This window comes from uncultured Haliea sp. (genome assembly GCF_963973825.1).
In the GTDB taxonomy this organism is placed as follows: Bacteria; Pseudomonadota; Gammaproteobacteria; order Pseudomonadales; family Halieaceae; genus Haliea.
In genome coordinates, this window is the sequence record NZ_CAXBAE010000008.1 from 41,304 (window position 1) to 60,949 (window position 19,646).

Here is a 19,646-nt window from a genome sequence, read left to right on the forward strand (position 1 = left end):
CAGCCTGTTCAGCCCTCCGGGCGTGTTGCTCGTGTTTTGCTTGACTTGCGTGAAGCCTAGTTTAGACTTGTTAGATGCAAACAAGCAAATAATAAACTCATTCGGGTAGTAGTGAAACAATGGTAGACGAAAAAATCTGGTTCATTACCGGGGCATCGCGCGGAATCGGGCGAGCGATAGCCGAGTGCGCGCTGCAGTCCGGCGACAAGGTCGCGCTGGTGGCGCGGGGGGAGGATGTCATTGCCCTGGCGGAGTCCCTCGGCAGTCACTGCATGGCCTGTCGCGCCGACGTCAGTGATGCGGCAGCCGTGGCGGCGGCGATGGCGTCGGTGGTCCAGCGTTGGGGCCGGGTCGACGTACTGGTGAACAACGCCGGGCTGCACCGCGGTGGACGCATAGGACGCATTGCGCTGGAAGACTGGGAAAGCGTCGTCGACGTCAACCTGAAAGGCGCGGTGAATGTCATCCGCGCGGCCGACCCGCACCTGGGTGAAGGTGGCGCCATCATCAATATCGGCGCGGTCGTGGGGTTCCGCGGTTTCCCGGGCGACTCTGCCTACGCGGCGTCGAAGGCGGGCCTGGCCGGGCTTACCCGCGCCCTGGCGATTGAATATGCCGCGCGCGCCATTACTGTGAATCTGGTGATTCCGGGGCTGGTGCTGACCGAGATGACGGGAGGTCTGTCTGAAAAAGCCCTGGAAGCCATGCGACAGACGATACCGCTGGGCCGCTACGGCCAGCCGGAAGAGATCGCGCAGGTGGTTGATGCCGTAGCCCGGGCCCGCTATATGACCGGGGCCTTCGTGCCCGTTGACGGCGGTCTGATGAGCAGCTTCGGGGTGGCGGGATGACGGCGGGCCACCCATTCGATGCGCCGCTGGCCACGTGGATTGCTGCAGAGGCCGGCGTCACGGGTGCGCGCGTGACCCGCGCCCTGAGCGGCGGCAATGCGAACCTGACGCTGCTGCTGGATACGGATGACGGGCCGCTGGTATTGCGCACTCCGCCGGAAAACGCGATTTCCGCCACATCGCATCGGGGTATCGAGCGTGAGGCGACCGTGCTGCGCGCCATCCAGGGCCACGTCAAAGCGCCGCGCGTAGTCGGCTGGTGCGAGGACGTGTCGGTCATTGGTCGCCCCTTCTTGCTGGTGTCCCACGTCAACGGGGTGGCAATCACCGACACCCTGCCCGGGCCCTACCCGGACACGGCCGCGAGTGTGAACCGGCTGGGTGAGGACCTGATCGACGAACTGGCGGCTATCCACACGGCGCCCTGGCAGTCGATTGGTCTGGAGCGCTTCGGGAACCCCGAGAACTTTCTGCAGCGGCAGATCACCCGCTGGCGCAAGGCTCGCGCGGAGTCCCCCGTGCGCGACCTCCCGCTGCTGGATGAACTGGCCGGCTGGCTGTTGCAGCATATACCCGCCTCAGGCCCCGTGGGGTTGGTGCACGGCGACTACCATCTGGACAACACGCTGTCACACCCGGAACGCCCCGGATTGGCAGCGGTCATCGACTGGGAGCTGGCAACGATCGGGGATCCGCTCGCCGACCTGGGCCTGTTCCTCATGTTCTGGGGGCCGCGCGAACTGGACCCCCCGGGGTTCAGTCACATCCAGGCGGTCAGCCGGCGAGAGGGTGTCTTGTCCCGGCGGGTGTTGGCCGAGCGTTGGGGTGCCGCCACGGGCTACCCGCTGGCCAATCTGGATTTCTATCTGTGCTTCGCCTTCTGGCGCCTGGCGGCGATCGTGGAGGGTGCCTACGCACTGTACTGTGAAGGCAAGGTCGACTCGGCCTATGCCAGGGGGCTGGAATACGACGTGCCCGCACTGTTACAGGAAGCCGCGGCGGCTGCGCGCGGCGACTGGTAAGGAGACGCTTTTCCATGTTGGCAACAATGATGCACATGCCCATGACGGTTCGCATGATCATGGAGCACGGTGCGGCAGTATTCCCCGACAGCCGCGTGGGTGTCTTTGATGGCGAGGTAACCACATGGTCCAGCTACCGCGACGTGGCGGCACGCGCGGAGCAATTGGCCGGAGCGCTCGCCGCGCTGGGTATCACTCAGGGTGACCGTGTCGCCACCTTCAGCTGGAACAATCTGGCGCACATGGAAGCCTATCTGGCGATACCCTCCATGGGCGCCGTTATGCATACGGTCAACATACGACTTTCGGCCGAGCAGGTCGCCTGGGTCATCAATCACGCGGAGAACCGGGTGGTGATCCTGGACGCGAGCCTGCTGGACCTGTTCCTCCCGGTCGTGCCGCTGCTGACGACAGTCGAGCACATTCTGCTGGTCGGTGGCGATGAACAGTCAGTGGGTGGCATTCCCGCAAGCAGCTATGCACGGGCCCTTTCTGCGCAGACGCGGGGCTTTGACTGGCCCGAACTGAATGAAACCGCCGCCGCGGCGGTGTGCTATACCAGCGGCACCACGGGCAATCCCAAAGGGGTTGTCTACAGCCACAAGACGACCTTTGTCCATTCGCTGGCCTCCCGAGCCACCGACACGTTCGGCATCAACGAGCGCGATCGCATACTGTTGCTGCCGCCCATGTTCCACGCCAACGCCTGGGGGCTGCCCTACAGCGGCTGGCTCAGCGGCAGCGACTTCATTCTACCGGGGCCGCACCTCCAGGCTGCAGGCATCGAGGCGATGATCCGCGCCGAGCAGCCTACCTTCACCGCCACGGTGCCCACCATACTCTCGGATCTGCTGCGTGCCTCCCGTGATACCGGCCTGCAGATGGACAGTTTTCGCATGCTGGTCTGCGGCGGGGCGGCTGTAGCGCCGTCGCTGATTGATGCCGCGCGCGAACGCTGGGGCGTTCCCGTGCTGCAGGGTTGGGGCATGACGGAAACCAGTCCGCTCTGCCATCTGTCACATCCGCCCCGGGATCCAGGCCCCGGCGGGGAGACGCCCTGGCGTGCCAAGAGTGGCCGCCCGGTCCCCGGCGTGCAGGTGAGGGTCGTGGATGCCGAGGGCAAGGCGCTACCGCATAATGGGCGCGATGTTGGTGAACTGCAGTTACGCGGTCCGTGGATTACGGGCACCTACCATAAGAACAGTGCGGAAGACTCATTCACGGCGGACGGCTGGTTACGTACCGGCGACGTCGGGCATATCGATGAGAAGCACTTTGTGCAGCTCACTGACCGCACCAAGGATGTCATCAAATCCGGTGGGGAGTGGATTTCCTCGGTGGATCTCGAGAACGCCCTGCTGGCACACCCGGCAGTGCGTGAGGTGGCGGTGATCGCCACGGATGATCCCCGCTGGCAGGAGCGGCCGCTAGCCATTGTGGTACCGGAGTCCACGGTTTCGCCGGCGGATTTGCGGGAATTTCTCGCTGACCGCGTGGCGAAGTTCTGGATTCCCGAGTATTGGGCGTTTGTCGAGGAGATCCCCAAGACCAGTGTCGGCAAACTCGACAAGAAAGTGTTGCGCGCGTGCCACGCAGCCGGAGAATACGACGTCGGTTACGTAAAATAGCGGTCGCTGCGCTTTATCAGCGCTGCAGGATTGGGAGGAGTGCGGATGGGAGTAGCAGGGAAGCGGGCGGTGGAGTCCGGTGCGCGTCGCAGGACGCAGGCGGAGAGAACGGCGCTCTCCGACAAGCGCATGTTCGAGGCGGCGATCCAGCTGATTATCGAGCGGGGCACCGAGCGCACGACGCTCAAGGAGATCGGTGAGCTTGCCGGATACAGCCGGGGACTGGCACATTCCCGCTTCGGCTCGAAGGAAGGGTTCCTGAACAAGCTCTTCGTGCGGTTTGATGGCCGCTGGAAAGAGCACCTTACCAGCTACGTCGGGGGCAAGACCGGCACCGAGGCCGTGCTGGGTGCGCTGCATGCACTGCGCGATTTCCTCACGGCAGAGGCCAGTTACATGCGCGCCATGTACATACTCTGGTATGAGTCGCTGGGCCACGACTCCAAAATACGCAACAAACTGTCGGACCATCACCGCATCTACCGCGAAGACGCCGCCCGCTGGGTGCGGCAGGGTATCGAGGATGGCGAGATCGACCCGGTGATCAACCCGGAACAGTTTTCGGTGCAGTTCAACGCCTTTATTTTCGGCATCATCTACCAGTGGCTGGTGAATGCCGAGGCGCTGGATCTGCACGCCGTCTTCAGTGACTACGAAACCACCATAAAACGACTTCTCAGTAATAAAGGGTAATCTCATGTCCTATCTGCAGACCGATTGTGGCAAGAATGTGTACTTCGAGGATTACGGGGTTGGCAGCAGCGCTGTACTGCTGATCCACGGCTGGGGTTTCAGCTGCCGTGCGTGGGATAACACCCTGCCAGCGCTGTTGGCGGCGGGGCATCGCGTTGTCATGCTGGACCACCGGGGCTGTGGTGCCTCGGACAAGGATTTCGCCGATATGGGCATCAATGCCATCGCCGGTGACGTCGTCGCCCTGGTGGATCAACTCGGCCTGGCCTCCGTCGTGCTCAACGGCTGGTCGCTGGGTGGCGCGGTTGCGGTGGAAGCGGCGAGCCGGCTCGGCAGCCGCTGCAATGGTGTCGTGCTGACCGGTGGTGCCACGCCCATCTATGTGCAGAAGCCCGATCTTCCCCTGGGCGGCACCGAGGCGGATATGGCGGGCACCGTCGCTGCGCTGCAGGCCGATCGCATTGGTTTCCTCGCCGGTCTGGTACACGCGGTCTGCGCCAAAGAGGTGGCGCCCGCCATCACTGACTGGATGTGGCGTGTGTTCTGCGAAGCTTCGCCACTGGCGCACCAGACGCTGGCGCAACTCGCGCCGCTGGATCAGCGCGCCCAGCTTGCCGCCCTCGATGTGCCCATTCTTTCCTTTGTCGGCACGCAGGATGCCTTCGTTGCGCCGGATATCTGTCGCTGGGTGGGCGCCAACAACGCCCGTGCCCGGCTGGTGGAATACGAAGGCGTAGGGCACGCGCCGTTCATCGAAGTTGCCGAGGACTACAACCGTGATCTGCTGGCTTTTCTGGCAGAACTAGCCTGAGCCCGGGAGGTCTCGTTCATGACATCAACTGTAAACTATGGACTCTGGTACGACTTTCGCAATCCGGCCCCGTGGCAGGAAAACTTCGAGAGTTTCTACGCCAGCCGCCTTGGCCAGATAGCGGATGCCGAGGCCCTGGGCTTCAACTCGGTCTGGCTCACCGAGCACCACTTCTGCGAGGATGGCTACACGCCGTCGCCATTGGTGATTGCCGCCGCCATCGCCGCGCGCACACGCGCCATGCACATCGGCACCAACCTGATGCTGCTGCCACTGCATGATCCGGTGCGCATGGCAGAAGACGCAGCGACGGTGTCACTGCTCAGTGGCGGCCGCTTCGATCTCGGTGTCGGTATCGGTTACCGCCAACTGGAGTTTGACCAGTTCGGGCGCCAGCTTTCGCACCGTCCCAGCCTGGTGGAAGAGGGTATCGAAGTGCTGCGCCGCAGCTGGTCGGGCGAACCGGTCAATTTCAGCGGCAAACGCTTCAATGTCGGTGACCTCAAGGTCCTGCCGGCCCCGGTACATACGCCGAAGATTCTCCTCGGCGGCATGGCGCCGCCGGCGATCGAGCGTGCAGCCCGCATCGCGGATGGCTTCCTCTCCACCGGCGGGCTGGGGCTGGATAATTACTGCGAGGCCTTGCTGGCCCAGGGCAAGTCGCTGGACCAGGGGAGCGTGATTCTCGGCTGCTGGGCGATTATTGCCGAGGACCCGGAAGCGGAAGCCGCTCGCATCGCCGATCATATCCTGTACCAGACCAATGCCTACATCCAGTGGGGCGCATTTGGCCCGCCGGAACAGGCAACGCTGTACGACGACGTATTCTCCGCAATCGAGAACGGCCTGTATGAGTTGTGGGACGCGGATATGGCAGTGACAAAGCTGAAGAAGCTGGTGGCAGATTATCCAATGATCCGCGACATTCACTTCTGGGCGCAGTTTCCCGGCGAATCGCTGGAATCAGGCAACCGCCGCCTGCAGTATATCGCCGAGAAGGTCCTGCCCCGGCTGCGCTAACGCCGGTCGTTTCAGGCGCTGAAGCCACTCATCCTGTTCACGGTTTCCGTGAACAGGGTGTGTGCCCGCTCCAGGCTGATATCGTCATCGAAGTACACGGCAGAGCGCAGGCCAATCATCATTGAGTAGGCAATTTCTGCCGAATCCCTGGCGTCAGCCAGCAGCAGCCTGGGGGCCGCCGCAAAAATATTCGCCAGGTGCGCCTTGCAGCGGCTGTCAAAGTCCGCCTTGGTAATGCGCAGGATGTCATCATTCACCGCATTGCCGAAGCACTCCAACATGAAACCGATTTCCAGTCGGGTGCTGGTTTCCCCCTTGAACCAGAAATCGGCCAGCATCTGCACCTGTTGCTCAGCGGGGTGTTGCGCAAAGCCTTCGATGCGCTCGAGGAAACGCACCGCGACGTTGGCAAAGTACTGCTCCAGAATCGCCTCTTTGCCGTTGAAATAATACAACAGGTGACTGGCGGTCATGCCGGCACCTTCGGCGATGTCGGCCAGTGTTGTTTTCACGTAGCCCTTGCTGATGATGCAGTCGTGCAGTGACTTGTAAATCCGTCGGCGGCGCTTTTCCCCGCGCGTATCGCGGCGCACGGAGGTTGCGGGCGCAGCCAGATCACTGTCGGCAGAGTGTGCTTTTGCTGGAAATGAGACCATGATTTGACTGTACCAGCTAGGCGCAAAAGCGGCCAAGAGTTTTTCCTGAATTTTATTCAAAATTATCTTGAACAATGTTCAAATGGAATCTATGCTTCCTGCATAAAGTAGTGAGATAACAATAATGCAGATAAGCGGAATGAACTTTGTCATCACCGGTGCTGGCGCTGGTATCGGTGCAGGAACTGCGCAGGTCGCGGCACGGTATGGCGCTCGGGTTATGGTATCCGATACCAACGACGTGAATGGCCGCGCCGTCGTGCAGTCCATTCGCGATGCGGGTGGCGTTGCGCATTACCAGCACTGCGATGTTACTGACGAGGCTCAGGTGCAAGCGCTGATGCAGGCCGCCGGTGATCAGCTCGGCGGCATTGATGTGCTGCACAACAACGCAGGTATCCACGAGAGCATGCTCGGTGACGGGCTCACCCTGGAGGCCATGTCGCGCAGCACCTTCGATAAGGTGATGGCGGTGAACGTTCTCGGCCCCTGGCTGTGTGCCAAATATGCGCTGCCCTGGCTGCGAGACAGTTCGCAGGCGTCCATTATTAACGCGGGTTCCACCAGTTCGATTGCCGGCTACCCCAACTGCGTTGCCTATGGATCGAGTAAAGGCGCGGTCATGCAGATGACCAAAATGCTTGCAGTCGACCTCGCGGCGGATGGCATTCGGGTGAACTGCTACTGCCCGGGTTCCATCCACACGAAAATGGTTGACGATTTCCTCGCAGCTGCGCCAGATCCGGCTGCCATGTTGAACACCATGACGTTGACGCACCTGATACCCCGCATGGGCAAGCCAGAAGATGTGGCGGAGCTGGTCTGTTTTCTGGCGAGCCCTGCGGCAAGCTTTATCAATGGCGCGGTCTGGCTGATCGACGGCGGATCGCTGGCCTGGCGCGGGACCCTGGATATTCTGGGCATGGGAGAAAGTACATGAGCGCACTGCTTGATACGGCCAACAAGCTGGCGATCCATGAGCTGCTGTCACGCGCGGCCTACGCGCTGGATGAGCGGGAAGTCGACATGCTGGCAGCCTGCTTTGCAGTGGACGCCATGTTCACCATGCGCATCGGTGGCGGCGACCTTGTTGGTCCCTTCGAGTCCCGGGACGGCATTATGGCGCTGATGACGGGTGCCATGGCGGAGCAGACTGACAAGCGTCGCCACGTTGTCTCGAACATCTTTTTCCCGACAGCAGACGAGCCTGGGGAAGGTCTGCCTGTGGTCTCCAACCTGACGCTGCTGGCGACAGAGAACGGCGCTATCAGCCTGCTGTCAGCCGGTGTCTATCACGACCGCGTGGTGCAGCGAGACGGGCAGTGGACGCTGCTGCGGCGGCACTTGGATCTCGACAAGAGTTACTGACGGAAGCGGCGCGTGAATATCGGCAAAATCCCGGCGAAGACTGCCCGTCTGGCACCCACCCGCGAGGCACTGATCGATATCTCGACCAGCCGCCGGATGACCTTCGGCGAGTTGGACGAACGCGTATGTCGCCTTGGTAACGCGCTCATGCAACAGTTGGGGCTTGCCAAGGGTGATCGTGTAGCGGTGCTGGCGCGCAACTGCATCGAGTACATGGAGGTGTATTACGGTTGCGCGAGGGTCGGCCTCATTGTGCAACCTTTGAACTGGCGCCTGGGGGCGCCGGAGCTGCTCAAGATCGCCAGTGGCGGGGAACCGGCGGTGCTCATGTATGCCGCCGAGTACGCCGATGAAGCGGCGACTCTCGTTGCGCAGGCCGGCATTTCCCATGCCTTTGCCTTCGGCGAAGACAGCGACGGCAGCTACGAGGCCCTTCTGGCACAGGCGAGTGCGCAGGAACCCGCCCAGTCCGCGTCGACGGGGGGTGATGATCCGGTACTGATTCTCTACACCGGCGGCACCACGGGGGAATCGAAGGGAGCGCTGCACACACACCGCTCCCTGTTTGCGGGCATGATCAACCAGACCGTCGCCGAGCGTATTGTGCCCTCCGACGTCTACATGCTCACCGGCCAGATGTTTCACATACCGGTAGGTCTGGCCATGAACTACATGGCCCATGGCTGTCCGCTGGTTTTGATCAACTTTGAGGCCCGGCTCGCGCTGGAGGTCATCCAGCGCGAGCGCGTGTCGGCTTTCCTGGGCATCACCACCATGCTCAACTGGATGATGGCGGTGGACAACTTTGCCGATTACGATCTCAGTAGCCTGAGGAATATCCAGTACGGCGGTGGCCCAATGCCGCACAGCGTGGTGAAAGCCGCGCTGGAGGCTTTCCCCTGTACCCTGATCCAGGGCTACGGACAGACTGAAGGCATGACCATGAGCTTTCTCTCGCAGGAGGATCATGCCAACGCAGTCGCCGGTATCCACCCCGAGCGCCTGAGTTCCTGTGGGCGGGAAGGCTTCATGACCACCATCAAGCTGGTTGATGCGCAGGGTGAACCGGTGCCGCGCGATGGCGTGACACCGGGCGAAATACTGGTGCAGTCGGAAGCCAACATGGTGGGCTATTGGCAGCGCCCGGATCTCACCGCCGAGACCCTGCGCGATGGCTGGATGCACACCGGAGACGTGGCGGTGTGGGATGAAGAGGGCTATATCTTCATTGTTGACCGCGCCAAGGACATGATTATTTCCGGTGGCGAGAATATTTACAGCACCCAGGTGGAGGCCGCGATTCACCAGCACCCAGCCGTGCTGGAGTCCGCCGTGTTCGGGGTGCCTGACGCGGAGTGGGGTGAGTCGGTAAAAGCGGTTGTCGTGCTCAAGCCGGGCATGCAGGCCACCGAGCAGGAGATTATCGCCGCTGCCAGCCAGCATCTGGCGTCCTATCAGAAGCCGCGTTCGGTGGATTTTGTGGACAGCCTGCCGAAGGCGCCCACGGGAAAAATTCTCAAGCGCGAACTGCGCGACCCTTACTGGAATCAGGGAGAGAGGAAGGTATGACAAGCCTGCTCAGTGACGAGCTGCTGGCCAATATCGGGCGGCAGAGCACGCCGCACCGCGAGCTGGTCACCCGGCGCGATATTCGAAAATACGCGATAGCGACGGGGAACCGCCAACGCAAATACCTCGACGGAGATCAGGCGCCGCCGATGTTTCACGTGGCGCTGTTCTGGGATGTGGTGGAGCTTGATGAACTGACCCCGGACGGCGTGTCAATCGATTCGCTGCTGCCCAGGTTTCCGCTGGAGCGGGCCATGGCGGGTGGCCTGAAAATCGACTACTTCAAGCCGGTGTATCCCGGCGACTGGCTCACCGCAACGCGTACGCTGACCAACATCTACGAGAAGCATGGGCGCTCCGGCCCGCTGATTTTCTATGAAGTCGACATGCAGATTGTTAACGACGCGGGTGAACCGGTCATCCGTGAACAAACCACACGAATTCTGAGGTGAGCGATTTGGCGCTGTCTGAAAAACAATCTCCGATGTCGGTGCAGGTTGGCGATGCACTCCCGGAGCGTGAGCTCACGCCCGACAATGTGCAGCTGTTTCTGTACAACGCCGCGCTGTGGAATGCACACAGGATCCATTTTGACGAGCCCTATACCCGGGAGGTGGAGGGTTACCCCGGCCTGGTGATTGCCGGGCCAATGCTGGGGGACTGGCTGAACCAGTGTGTGGAGGAGTGGCTGGGTGACCACGGTCGCCTCGTGTCCATTGAATACTCCAACCGCGCCGCAACCTACATAGGTGAAACCCTGACTTCCGGGGGCACCGTGATCGAGGTCGATCCAGCCTCGGGCTCGGTGCGGGTTGAGGTCTTTATCAAGAACGCGGACGGGGAGGTGGTCACCCCCGGCGTGGCCACCGCTGTGTTGGGCGCAGCATGAGCGGCGGCGGGGGCACGCAGTGAGCAGTTTGCGCGGCAAGGTGGCTATTGTCGGGGCGGCGGATACCCGCGTTGGCGTGGTGCCGGACAGGACGGCCACTGAGCTGTGTATCGAATCCGTTCTGCTGGCACTGGCTGACGCCGGCATTGGCAAGGATGAGGTGGACGGCCTCGTTACCTGTAACAGTATGGCGCAACCCATGCTGTACCACGCAGAAGCCATTGCCGAATATCTGGCGATCACACCGCGTTACTGTTTTGCCGCGGGGGCCGGCGGTGGCACAACCTTCTCCGTATTGCACCACGCGGCATCGGCGATCCTGACCGGTATGGCGGAGGTGGTAGTGGTTGCGATGGCGGACAGTCTGCGCAGTGGCCTCACCCGCGACCAGGCGATGCTGATGCAGTCTTCCACCGGGCATCCGCAGTACGAGCAGCCCTACGGTCCCACGGTACCCGCATATTATGCGCTGATCGCGCAGGCGCACATGGCGCGCTACGGCACACGCCCCGAGCATTTTGCAGAAATCGCGGTCGCCTGCAGGGCGCACGCGGCGCGCAACCCGGCGGCACAGATGCGTGAGTCGATCACCGTTGATGACGTGCTCAACTCGCGCATGATTGCCGACCCGCTGCACCTGCTCGATTGTTCCCTGGTGTCAGATGGCGGCGCGGCGATCATACTTGTAGCGGCAGAACGGGCGCGGGCGTTCCGCCAGTCACCCGTGTATGTGCTGGGCGTCGGTGAAGGCCATGGGCACGAGCACATCAGCCAGGCGCAGGATCTCACCGCGTCCGCTGCTCGGGAATCGGGCCAGAGAGCCTATGCCATGGCAGGCCTGCGCCCCGCCGACATGGATTTTGCGCAGCTCTACGACTGCTTTACACCGACCGTGCTGGTGGAGCTCGAGGATCTGGGTTTTTGTGCCAAGGGTGAGGGCGGGGCCTTCGTCAGCGAGGCGGGCATCGGCCCGGCGGGACAGCTGCCGGTGAATACCCACGGGGGTCTGCTGTCCCACTGTCACCCCGGCAATCCCGGGTCCATGTTCGCACTGACAGAGTCGGTCTGGCAGCTGCGACACACGGCAGGTGAGCGCCAGGTCGCGAATGCCCGTTATGGGCTTCTGCATGCGCAGGGCGGCATCATGTCCAGCCACAGCACGCTCATACTGGGCAGGGAGGAAGGCTGACGTGGAACGTATCCAACCGGCCAGCGGCGCACTTGCCGACGCCTATATCGCGGGTTGCCGCGTGGGCGAGTTACGCCTGCAGTGCTGTAGCCGCTGTGGCCTCCACCAGTTCTATCCGCGCATCATGTGTGCCAGCTGCCTCAGCGATGAGCTGGAATGGGTCGCTGCCACGGGGCGTGGGGAAATCATCAGCTTCACCGTGGTGCGCAGGCCCATCTCCAAGGCCTATGAGGCACCGTACGTGGTAGCGCTGATCCAGTTACAAGAGGGGCCGACGCTGATGAGCCATGTCGTCGATTGCGCCCCGGAAGCCGTTGCGGTAGGGCTCCCGGTGCAAGTGGCTTTTGCCCCCTGGTCTGAGAGCGTTACCCTTCCCGTGTTCACGCTTGACAGTCAGAGAGGTAATTCATCATGAATGCGAAAGGTGTACCGATTGCGGTAATCAACCCCGATGCGCCGGTGGAATCCCTGGAGTCGAAGCAGCCGGAGGTGGACAACGGCGTAGAGATGGCCGGCAAGGAAGGGTACTTCAGCCGGGAATACATGCAGCGCGAATGGGACAAGCTCTGGACCCGCTCCTGGCTGATTGCCGGCGTGGAGTCGGATATCCCGGAGGTGGGTGACTTTTTCCTGTTCAACATTCGCGAGGAATCAATCATCGTCACCCGCACCGAGGACGGGATCAAGGCTTTCTACAACGTGTGCAGCCACCGCGGGGCGCGCCTGGTGTGGGACGAGCGCGGTAACCGCAAGGTGTTTGTCTGCCCCTTTCACAGCTGGAGCTTTCACAACGATGGGCGTTTGCGTCGAATAACCGACGAGGAGTATTTCAAGCCTGAGGTCGTGGCGCATCGCCCCGGCCTGAAGCCGGTACATTGCGATACACTTGCCGGCATCGTGTTCATCAACATGGATGATACGCCCGAGCAGCCCCTGAAAGACGCCATCGGGCTGCCAGAGGGCTACCTCGAGGCCTACCGCATTGCAGACATGCGGGTGGCGCGTCACGTGCGCAGCGAGTGGGGTGCCAACTGGAAGGTCGGCGTTGAGGCGTTCTACGAGAGCTACCACCTGCACGCCGTGCACCCGGAAACCCGCGGCGTAATGGGCGACCTGAATGTGCAGTATGACCTCTACCCGAATGGCGCGAGCCGCATGATCGTGCCACTGGGGCAGCCCAGCCCGCGCATGCGCGACCAGACCACGGTGAACGAGGGTCTGAAAATGATGTTGGAGGACGCGGGCCTGGATCCCTCCGGCTTCACCGGCACCGCCGCGGATGTGCGCCGCGCTATCCAGCAGGGCAAACGCCAGCGCGCGGAGCGGCTGGGACTGGATTACTCCCGCTTCGTTGACGGGCAACTGTCTGACAGCTGGGCGACCGGCGTTTTTCCCAACGTGCAGATCGGCTGTCACCCCGAAGCGGTGTTCCTGATGCGCTTCCTGCCTCACGAGACGGACCCGGAGCGTTTCTACTACGACACCATGACGCTGATTTTCCCGGTGGAAGACGGCAGTTATCGTCCACCGGCCTGGATGGGGCTGCCCGAGGGCACCGATACCACGGGGCGGGTGCGTCCGGCCACCGAGCACTACAGCATTGAAGAGGACGCCAACCTGGGCTTGGTGCTGAGTCAGGACTCCGCACTGCTGCCCGTGGTGCAGCAGGGTATGCGTTCTCGGGGATTTGAAGGCCAGCTCTGGAGTGAACAGGAGCAGCGCCTCAGGCACTTTCACGTTGAACTGGAGAGGAGGCTGGCGCGCTAGCGCAAGTGGGTAGAGGGCACCATACTGGGTTGGACGCCGCTTTGACGCGGCCCCGACTCACTGAATTACACATAACTCATAATGTCAGGAGTACGCCGCAATGAAGCACAATAACATCGATAAGAAGGGTCGTTTTACCGTCAGGGCTTTGCCGCTCGCGTTGGCCGTGAGCAGTGCACCGCTGCTGAGTGGTTTGCCGCTCACCGCAACAGCCGCGCTGGAAGAAGTGTTGGTGACGGCGAACCGTCGCAGTGAAACCGACATTCAAACCACAGCGGTGGCTGTGAGTGCCATCACTTCCAATGACATCGATCAGCTGACGCCGCGGGATCTCGGGGATATCGCCACGCTGGTGCCGAACTTTTCGGCGGCAAAGCCCGCAGGGTTCAATGCTGCATCGTTCGCCATGCGCGGCGTGGGCCAGACATCCATTATTGTCTACCAGGATCCGCAAGTGGGTGTGACGGTAGATGATTTCGTGCTACCCAACATCCAGACACAGCTGCTGGAAATGTTCGACATTGCGCAAATTGAAGTCCTGCGCGGACCGCAGGGCACGCTGTTTGGCAAGAACACTACCGGTGGTGTGATCAACGTCAAGACCAAACGCCCGGTGCTTGGCGAGAATTCGCTGGAAGTGCAGGGTAAGGTCGAAAACTTTGGTCGCCTCGAGACCCGCGTGGCCGGCAACGTGGCGGTCGGCGATACCTTGGCACTGCGTGCTTCGGGCATGTACATGGAGTCCGATGGCTACTGGCGCAATGGCGCCGAGTATGGTCCGGTGACGGCGTTCGATCCCTTGCACCCCGCGCTGGGCACCTCCGGCCGCGGTGATGGCAGCAAGATTGGTGGCGATGACTCTATTTCGGCGCGACTGAAAGCCCTCTGGGAGCCCACTCCGAATTTTACCGCGGTGGCGCAGTACGAAATCATCCGGGACGACGGTGACTCGCCGCCGGTAGCCAACGGTACGCCGCCTGGCGCGCCGCTCGTGTTCAACGCGTTGGGGCTGACGTCTGACCCCGGTGGTGACCAGGTGGATAAAGGCGGCATCACCAACCGTGATGACCTGCTGCTGAACATGTCCAACGGCCACCAGGTCGACGTTGACGGCTATTACCTGAACATGGACTGGCAGCTGGACAATTACACTCTCAGTTCTGTGACCGGTTACCGCGAACAGGAAAGCGAGCTCCCATCCACCTACACGGGCGAGGTCGGCCCCGGTGGTTCACTGTTCGATGCCAACCGTCTCGATGAGCGGCAGACATTCCAGCAGGAAGTTCGTCTCGCCTCGAACTTCGATGGCCCGTTCAATTTCGTCCTCGGTGGTTTCTACCAGGATGATGAAACCACCTTCTGCGTGGTTCAGGTGCTGGGTTTCCTCGACCTTCTCGGCGTGGGCTCCTCGGCCTTTGGCGACCCGACCTGGTGGGATAACAACCCGCAAGTCTTGTGTAACGAGCAGGAGGCGGACAACTGGGCCGTATTCGTTGACGGCAGCTATGACATCAATGACCGGCTGACGCTCTCCGGCGGCCTCCGCTACACCGACGAGTCCAAGAGCTGGACGGGCCGCAACCAGGTCTTTTTCCAGCAGTTGAATGGTGGATTCGACCCCAACCTCACCTGGCGCGACTTCGGTAGCGGGCTCGACGCGGCGGACTTCAACAAGTACTCCGAAGGCGTCTTCCGCGACAGCGAGTCCTGGCAGGAGCCCACCTGGCGCCTGACCGCCAGCTATACGTTCTCGGATGATCTGTTTGGCTACCTGAACTATTCGCGAGGCTTCAAGAGCGGCGCCTACAACGACCAGACCGGTACATCGGGTGCGCCCATTACGGCAGCCTCTGCCGCACCTACCGATCCCGAGATTGCCGACTCTTTCGAGGCCGGCCTGAAGGGTGACTTCATGGACAATCGCCTGCGTCTGAATATGGCGGCGTTCTATGTCGAGTACTCGGATGCGCAGCGCGACCTGGTGGCCATTTTCGACAACGGCTTTGGCGGCAGCTTCCAGGAAACGCGCTTCTTCAACGCGGCGGATCTCTCTTCCTACGGTCTGGAACTGGAGATGACCGCAGAGCTGAGCGATAACCTGACGCTGCGCGGTAACCTCGGTTACCTGAAGAGCGAGTATGACGAGTTCCTGGCCGACACCAACTTCGACGGCGAGATCGACATCGACCTGAGCAACGAGGATGTCAACCGGGCACCAGAATGGCAGTACGGCCTTGATGCAATCTACGTGCACGACTTCATGGCGGGTGACCTGACCTGGATCGCGGGTCTGTCATTTGAAGATGAGGCAATATTCGTCTACTCGAATGTCTCCTCTGACCTGCACGGCGTTACCGACGATCGCACCCTGGTAAATGCCAGCGTGACCTACACCACCGCCGATGAGCGCTTTTTCGCCCGTCTCTATGGTCGCAACCTGACTGACGAGGAGTATCGGATTGGTGAGCTGCCGGTCGGTGACCTGTGGACCATGACCTACTACGGCCAGCCGCGCACGTACGGCCTGGAAGTGGGCATGAAGTTCGGCGGTAACTGATTCGGTTTGCGGTACTTGAGGGCCGGCCTTGTCGGCCCTTTTTTTGCCTTGAACTGCAACCGCTACAGACGAGATGCCAGTCATGGAGCTGATACTTCACCACTTCGACATATCCCCCTTCGCCGAAAAGATTCGTCTGGCGCTGGGGCTCAAGGGGCTGGCCTGGCGGTCAGTGGAGATTCCGCTGGTCATGCCCAAGCCGGACCTCACCGCCCTCACCGGTGGTTACCGGAAAACCCCGGTGTTGCAAATTGGCGCCGATGTTTACTGTGATACGCAGCGTATAGCCTGGGAACTGGAGTCAAGGTTTCCGGAACGACCGTCACTGTTCCCGGGGGCGAGCCGGGGCATCTGTCTGGCCCTGTCCGCCTGGAGCGACAGCGTCTTCTTTCGCCCCGGTGCTGGCCTCTCCATGGGCACCAACGAGGGCTTGCCCGAAGCCATCCTCAAGGATCGCAAGGCTTTTTTTAATTTCCTCGATTTCAGCACACTGGATGCGCAGCTGCCGCATCTGTACGCAGCCTTCGAGGCGCAGTTGCACCTGCTCGACAGCATGCTGGCCGACGGCCGACCCTATGTGTTGGGCGATGCGCCGTCCTGGGCGGATATCCTCGGCTATTTTCCGGTGTGGATGTGCCGCGGAAATATCCGCGATGGCGATGCACTGCTGACGCAGTGGCGCTGGTTGCCTGGCTGGGAGCAACGGGTCAAGTCTATCGGTCACGGTGAGCGCAGTGAACTGGATGCGGAATCGGCACTGGCGATTGCCCGTGCATCCGGCTCTACGGTGCAGGTAGCTGTTTCCTCTGCGCACCTGCCGGGTGTGCAGCAGGGAACTGCGGTTACCGTCACGCCGGAAGATTACGGTGCGGTGCCGGTTGCGGGTGAGCTGATGCGGCTCACCAGTGAAGACATTGCCATTCGTCGAACTGATTCGCGAGCCGGGGAGGTGGTTGTGCACTTTCCTCGCGCCGGTTATCGCGTGGAGCCCCTGGAATGAAAAACCCGGTATCTATCGCGCTCTTGGCCACGTTGCTTCTGGCGCCGTTGTCCCACGCCGACGTGCCTGCAGACCAGGAGCCGGATGGCGCAGCGCTGTACCAACAGCATTGTGCCAGTTGCCATGAAGGCGGTGTGGCGAAGGCGCCGCAGCTGAGCCTGCTGCAGATTATGCCTCCGACCTCGATTCTGCGGGCCATGCAGGGCGGCGTGATGCAAACGCAGGCGGCGGCAATGACCGACGCCCAGCAGCGGCTGCTGGCCGAGTACCTCTCCGGACACAGTCTGGCGGAAGCCGCCATGTCCAGTGCAGCGCCGCAGTGCACTGCGCAGCGGTCCGCGTTCGACTTCAGTGCCCAGCCGGATACCGCCGGTTGGGGCGTCAATCTGGGCAACCACCGCTACTATCGGCCTGAAATAGCGGGCATCACAGCCGCGGAGATGGGGGAGCTCGAGCTTAAATGGGCCTTTGCCTTTCCCGGCGCGTTGCGGGCGCGATCCCAGCCCGCGATCGCGGGAGGCGCTGTATTTATCGGCAGCCAGGACGGTACCGTATACGCACTGGACAAGACGACCGGCTGCATTCGCTGGCGTTTTTCGACAGTAGCGGAAGTGCGTAACGGCATCGTGGTCGCCGACTGGGCGGAGGATACGAAATCGCCGCCGCTGCTTTATTTCGGTGACCTGGTCGGCAATGTCTACGCGCTGAACGCAGTGACCGGGGAGCTCGTCTGGCGCGACCGGCCGGATGACCACCCGAGCCTGACGCTCACCGCGTCACCGGCTCTGCACGATGGCCGTCTTTATGTGCCGCTGTCATCACTCGAGGTCACGGCGGCAGCGGATCCCGGCTATGCCTGCTGTACCTTCCGCGGTGGCGTTGCGGTATACGACGCACGCAGCGGCGAGAAGCTGCATACCAGCTACACAATCGCGGAACCGCCGGTGGTGGTGGGTAAAAATGCAGTGGGTACGGATCGCATCGCCCCCTCGGGCTCGCCAGTGTGGAACACACCGGCGCTGGATATTGAGCGCGGCGTGATGTATGTCGGCACCGGGGAGAATTATTCCTCGCCGGCCAACGACACCAGCGACGCCATCCTCGCCCTGAGTCTTGCGGACGGTTCGATTGTCTGGAGCCAGCAGATGACGGTCGGAGATGCCTGGAATATGGGCTGCGAGACCGAGGAGCGCATTAACTGCCCGCCGGAGGATGGTCCGGACTACGACTTCGGTGCGGCAACCTTGCTGGCCACCACCTCCGAGGGGCGCGATCTGGTGCTGGCCGGGCAGAAATCAGGCGATGTCTACGCCCTGGATCCGGCACGTGGTGGAGCGATTGTCTGGCAAAAGAAACTGGGCCGCGGCGGCATACAGGGCGGCGTACATTTCGGCATGGCGCTTGATGGCGACGTGCTCTACGTCCCGATGTCGGATTTTGACGGTGGCGCTCGCTGGCCCGGGAAGGCATTTCCGGGCATGTATGCCGTGGATATTCGCAATGGTGACGTTCTCTGGTTCACGCCGGCGGAAGATCTGTGCGAGGGGCGTGAATTCTGCCAGCCGGGCCTCTCTGCCGCGGCATCCGCCATTGCAGGTGGAGTAGTCGCCGGTGCCATGGACGGCGTGCTGCGCGCTTACGACAAGGCAACGGGCAAAGTGCTCTGGTCCTACGACAGTGTACGCTCTTTCGACACCACTGACGGTGGCACGGCCCTGGGCGGCTCTTTCGGCGGCGCGGCTGGGCCGGTATTCAGTGACGGCATGATGTTCGTCAATTCCGGATACGGCATCTATTTCCACATGCCCGGGAACGTGTTCCTGGCATTCGGCCCTAAAACCCCCTGAGCCACTGGCAAGGCCTGCGTGAGGCTGTTCACGCAGGCCTCGCCTGAGTCCGGCTGCCCCGCGTCCGCTGCGTTCCAGCTGAACACCCTGTTTGTGACTTATTACCGGGTTCCGGCGCAGGCCGCGAGCGCCGGCAGTGCTTGACTCGCCCCCAAATATCACTACACTTGCTAGACGCAAACAAGCTAATTGCAGTTCGATGACATCGGATGCGTGGCAAAGCGTAAGCCTGCTAATGATAAGAATGGCATGAGGTACGACATGTCCGAAGACCGCGACACGTTGACGGCGCTCGCAGCCCGGCTGGACCAGCTGGAAAGTCGGCAGCATATCGTCGACTTGACATCGGATTACTGTCACGGCTTCGACAAGCGGGATTTCGACCGATTCCTGGCGATCTGGAGCGAGGATTGTGTGTGGAATATCGGCCCGCCGTTTGGCACCTTCCGTGGCCACGCGGGCATTCGCGAGGCCGTGCTGGACGTTCTCTGGCCGGCCTGGGAGGAGTCCCATCACCTCTCGACCAACCACATCGTGCATTTTCAGGATGCGGATCACGCGACCTGTGTCTGCGACGTCGACTGCATCGGCACGCTGACCGGCGATACCGACTGCCAAATGGTCGGCGCGACCTACAGCGACACCCTGCGGCGCACCGCGGGGCGCTGGAAGATTGTCCAGCGTGACGTGCAGATCCATTACTTCAACCCAATACCCGGCGCTCCGCTGAAGGCGCCGCAGGGCTGAAAGAGACCCTGACCTGCTCAACAACGATCGAT

General features: G+C 61.8%; 19 protein-coding genes. 18 read left to right on the top strand and 1 reads right to left on the bottom strand.

What is annotated here, in order from left to right; genetic code table 11:
• Window positions 1-119: 119 nt before the first annotated feature.
• The 6 genes from AACZ17_RS10730 to AACZ17_RS10755 are packed head-to-tail and all read left to right on the top strand — an operon-like array spanning window position 120 to window position 6,025.
• On the top strand, window positions 120-851 hold the full coding sequence (locus AACZ17_RS10730; protein WP_290745757.1) for an SDR family oxidoreductase: 732 nt from the start codon (window positions 120-122) through the stop codon (window positions 849-851).
• Window positions 848-1,873: a phosphotransferase family protein gene (locus tag AACZ17_RS10735; protein WP_290745760.1), complete on the top strand. Its 1,026-nt coding sequence runs from the start codon at window positions 848-850 to the stop codon at window positions 1,871-1,873. The genes AACZ17_RS10730 and AACZ17_RS10735 overlap by 4 nt, the downstream gene beginning before the upstream one ends.
• A gap of 14 nt (window positions 1,874-1,887) precedes the next feature.
• On the top strand, window positions 1,888-3,501 hold the full coding sequence (locus AACZ17_RS10740) for a long-chain fatty acid--CoA ligase (protein ID WP_290745763.1): 1,614 nt from the start codon (window positions 1,888-1,890) through the stop codon (window positions 3,499-3,501).
• Window positions 3,502-3,546: 45 nt separating this feature from the next.
• Complete coding sequence (locus AACZ17_RS10745; RefSeq protein ID WP_290745766.1) at window positions 3,547-4,194, top strand: TetR family transcriptional regulator; 648 nt, start codon at window positions 3,547-3,549, stop codon at window positions 4,192-4,194.
• 4 nt (window positions 4,195-4,198) lie between these two features.
• A complete protein-coding gene (locus AACZ17_RS10750; RefSeq protein WP_290745769.1) occupies window positions 4,199-5,005 on the top strand; it encodes an alpha/beta hydrolase in 807 nt (268 codons plus the stop codon).
• Between the two features lie 18 nt (window positions 5,006-5,023).
• Window positions 5,024-6,025, top strand: coding sequence for an LLM class flavin-dependent oxidoreductase (locus AACZ17_RS10755; protein WP_290745772.1), 1,002 nt, complete (start codon window positions 5,024-5,026; stop codon window positions 6,023-6,025).
• Window positions 6,026-6,036: 11 nt separating this feature from the next.
• Here AACZ17_RS10755 and AACZ17_RS10760 read toward each other — a convergent pair whose 3' ends face one another.
• Window positions 6,037-6,681 carry a TetR/AcrR family transcriptional regulator gene (locus AACZ17_RS10760; RefSeq protein ID WP_290745775.1) on the bottom strand — a complete coding sequence of 215 codons (645 nt, stop codon included), beginning with the start codon at window positions 6,679-6,681 and terminating at the stop codon, window positions 6,037-6,039.
• A gap of 139 nt (window positions 6,682-6,820) precedes the next feature.
• On the opposite strand from AACZ17_RS10760, the gene AACZ17_RS10765 reads away from it, so the two are divergent.
• The 12 genes from AACZ17_RS10765 (at window position 6,821) to AACZ17_RS10820 (ending at window position 19,614) form a co-directional block, all read left to right on the top strand.
• The gene (locus AACZ17_RS10765) at window positions 6,821-7,621 is read left to right on the top strand and encodes an SDR family NAD(P)-dependent oxidoreductase (RefSeq protein ID WP_290745778.1); all 801 of its coding nucleotides are present in this window, start codon (window positions 6,821-6,823) and stop codon (window positions 7,619-7,621) included.
• Window positions 7,618-8,049, top strand: coding sequence for a nuclear transport factor 2 family protein (locus AACZ17_RS10770; RefSeq protein WP_290745781.1), 432 nt, complete (start codon window positions 7,618-7,620; stop codon window positions 8,047-8,049). Before AACZ17_RS10765 ends, AACZ17_RS10770 begins: the two co-directional genes overlap by 4 nt.
• Window positions 8,050-8,061: 12 nt before the next feature.
• Window positions 8,062-9,618, top strand: a complete 1,557-nt coding sequence (locus AACZ17_RS10775) for an AMP-binding protein (protein WP_290745784.1) — start codon at window positions 8,062-8,064, stop codon at window positions 9,616-9,618.
• Window positions 9,615-10,070: a MaoC family dehydratase N-terminal domain-containing protein gene (locus tag AACZ17_RS10780; RefSeq protein WP_290745786.1), complete on the top strand. Its 456-nt coding sequence runs from the start codon at window positions 9,615-9,617 to the stop codon at window positions 10,068-10,070. The genes AACZ17_RS10775 and AACZ17_RS10780 overlap by 4 nt, the downstream gene beginning before the upstream one ends.
• On the top strand, window positions 10,067-10,507 hold the full coding sequence (locus tag AACZ17_RS10785) for a hypothetical protein (protein WP_290745789.1): 441 nt from the start codon (window positions 10,067-10,069) through the stop codon (window positions 10,505-10,507). The genes AACZ17_RS10780 and AACZ17_RS10785 overlap by 4 nt, the downstream gene beginning before the upstream one ends.
• 19 nt (window positions 10,508-10,526) lie before the next feature.
• Window positions 10,527-11,696 (top strand): thiolase family protein, encoded by a 1,170-nt coding sequence (locus AACZ17_RS10790; RefSeq protein ID WP_290745792.1) that lies wholly within the window; start codon window positions 10,527-10,529, stop codon window positions 11,694-11,696.
• Window position 11,697: 1 nt separating this feature from the next.
• Complete coding sequence (locus tag AACZ17_RS10795) at window positions 11,698-12,111, top strand: OB-fold domain-containing protein (RefSeq protein ID WP_290745795.1); 414 nt, start codon at window positions 11,698-11,700, stop codon at window positions 12,109-12,111.
• The gene (locus AACZ17_RS10800; protein ID WP_290745798.1) at window positions 12,108-13,463 is read left to right on the top strand and encodes an aromatic ring-hydroxylating dioxygenase subunit alpha; all 1,356 of its coding nucleotides are present in this window, start codon (window positions 12,108-12,110) and stop codon (window positions 13,461-13,463) included. The genes AACZ17_RS10795 and AACZ17_RS10800 overlap by 4 nt, the downstream gene beginning before the upstream one ends.
• Window positions 13,464-13,563: 100 nt before the next feature.
• On the top strand, window positions 13,564-16,020 hold the full coding sequence (locus AACZ17_RS10805) for a TonB-dependent receptor (RefSeq protein WP_290745801.1): 2,457 nt from the start codon (window positions 13,564-13,566) through the stop codon (window positions 16,018-16,020).
• 82 nt (window positions 16,021-16,102) lie between these two features.
• Entirely contained in the window at window positions 16,103-17,020 is a 918-nt protein-coding gene (locus tag AACZ17_RS10810) for a glutathione S-transferase (RefSeq protein WP_290745804.1), read from the top strand.
• Window positions 17,017-18,867: a PQQ-binding-like beta-propeller repeat protein gene (locus AACZ17_RS10815; protein WP_290745807.1), complete on the top strand. Its 1,851-nt coding sequence runs from the start codon at window positions 17,017-17,019 to the stop codon at window positions 18,865-18,867. The genes AACZ17_RS10810 and AACZ17_RS10815 overlap by 4 nt, the downstream gene beginning before the upstream one ends.
• A gap of 261 nt (window positions 18,868-19,128) precedes the next feature.
• The gene (locus tag AACZ17_RS10820) at window positions 19,129-19,614 is read left to right on the top strand and encodes a nuclear transport factor 2 family protein (protein ID WP_290745810.1); all 486 of its coding nucleotides are present in this window, start codon (window positions 19,129-19,131) and stop codon (window positions 19,612-19,614) included.
• The last annotated feature ends 32 nt before the right edge of the window (window positions 19,615-19,646 follow it).